This window comes from Oleiphilus sp. HI0117, from assembly GCF_001635235.1.
Map to the genome: position 1 here is coordinate 1 of NZ_LWGA01000141.1, position 873 is coordinate 873.

The following is an 873-nucleotide window of genomic DNA, read 5'->3' on the forward strand; positions in this document are numbered from 1 at the left end:
AATGCCGCCCAAGCATGGGGGGCAGATTATCGTTGTCATCACTATGCCGGGCATGACTTGGCTTTGGATGCACCACAGTGGTTAGCCGAGCAGATCGTTGAGTGGCGACAGAGTCTATAAAGAGCGGGGTGAGAAGTAAGCAAACCTGAATGATCAGGCTTGCTTACTTGAATCTAGGCACAGGTTCTATTTTATGAAGAGGACGTTGGAGTCCATATAAGGTGCCTCATCAGCATAATCGTTTAAACTAATGAAGCTAATTTTTTCGCTATCCTGTTCAGTAAAGAAGAACTTGTTACTGCCCAAAGCACGGTCGTAGACAATGGATATTGTGCCGTCACCTTGAAAACTCCAGGAAAATGAAAAAGACGAGCCATCATTTTCATCTCCGTTGGTAGCGCCCGTATTGTTAGCAAAGAACTCAATAGAGCAGAAAGGGCAGTCTTCATAGTAGAATTCTTTAGTGAGATCACTTAACGAAGGTTGAATTGCTTCTACTGCACAATGCCTGATATGACTGACATCGTCTTCAGGAAGTTGGAAGCAGTATTGGCCCTGTTCGATCGCAGACTCTCTAAAGGTAAGTGTTTCATCGGCAAGGTAAACAATTACCTCGTTATTTACCACTGCCCATGTACCGCTCGTTACGCTCGCTAAACGTGAATCGTTATCATCGTTTCCGGTGAATTCAAAGGTCATGTCAGAGAAAAAACTGAAGATAACATAGGTATCATCGCCAAGGTCGTCGATAAAAGCCTTGCCACAGAGGTCTGACTCGGAAATTGTGTCGGAGCTATTATCTGGCTCGGGGCAATCAGGCAGTGTTATATTTTTACTGTCAGAGCCACAAGCAGACAAAAATAAAATTAAAGT

General features: G+C 44.0%; 1 protein-coding gene. It reads right to left on the minus strand.

Annotation, left to right across the window (positions count from 1 at the left end; all coding sequences use genetic code 11):
- Positions 1 to 186: 186 nt before the first annotated feature.
- The coding region (locus A3757_RS26110; RefSeq protein ID WP_197469652.1) for a lipocalin family protein at positions 187 to 873 on the minus strand (687 nt) is incomplete at its 5' end.